The sequence below is a fragment of the Gilliamella sp. Fer4-1 genome (assembly GCF_001690515.1).
GTDB lineage: Bacteria > Pseudomonadota > Gammaproteobacteria > Enterobacterales > Orbaceae > Gilliamella > Gilliamella apicola_C.
This window is the reverse complement of sequence record NZ_LZGZ01000245.1, coordinates 1-743: the sequence shown is the minus strand read 5'-3', so window position 1 is coordinate 743 and position 743 is coordinate 1. Positions and strand designations below refer to the sequence as shown.

Annotated in this window: 2 pseudogenes; both read right to left on the bottom strand. The window is 35.1% G+C overall.

What is annotated here, in order from left to right:
- Window positions 1-184 precede the first annotated feature (184 nt).
- Window positions 185-307 (bottom strand): annotated as a pseudogene (locus A9G30_RS13665) (IS3 family transposase); the annotation flags it as partial.
- A 228-nt stretch (window positions 308-535) separates the two neighbouring features.
- Window positions 536-743 (bottom strand): annotated as a pseudogene (locus A9G30_RS13000) (hypothetical protein); the annotation flags it as partial.

The window sequence follows — 743 nt, the reverse complement described above, 5'->3', positions numbered from 1 at the left end:
CCACTACCCGCCGAGCGTACAAATCGGCTACTATCGCCCAATAAATCCACCTGCCACCCGCCCAAATATAAGTGATATCACTTGCCCATACCTGATTTGGACTAGGCTAGTTAAAGTTCCGTGATAGCTTATTGAGCAGTTCAAATTTCTCCTTGGTTGCACGGTTGAAATGCCTTGCTTTAGGTTACTTACTGTATAATTTAGCCTCTTTCATTAATTTTCTCACTTTGTTACGACCCATCTTGATACCTTGCTGGTTCAGTTTTGTGGTTATCGTTCGACTGCCAGCTGAGCCGCTACTTTGTTTGCAGAGGGTTTCAGTTAGTTTACCACCTAATTGAGCGTCTTAAATTATTAGACCACTACACTTATCTTTTTGGTACGAAGTCGCTTTTAAATTACTAAAATCCAGTTTGTCGTTATAGCAATAGTATCCACCACAACAAGCGTACTAATTACCTCTTTTTCACCCGAGGAAGAGGTTTTAATGTAATATTTGATATTGATTCTATCATGGTTATTTATAATAAACAGGCTACTGTTTATCTAAAATATCAACAGAAAACCTATCAATATTGCACTTAATAAAGTCGCCACTTAGATAAGAAAAATCATAAAATAGATCATCTTGAAAAACTAAATTTGATAATATTAATTTATTTTCAAATAAGTACCCATTGATATGATGGGTAAACGTGTCTTGTTGTTGTTTAATGATAAAGCATTTATCTTTAGATAATTCT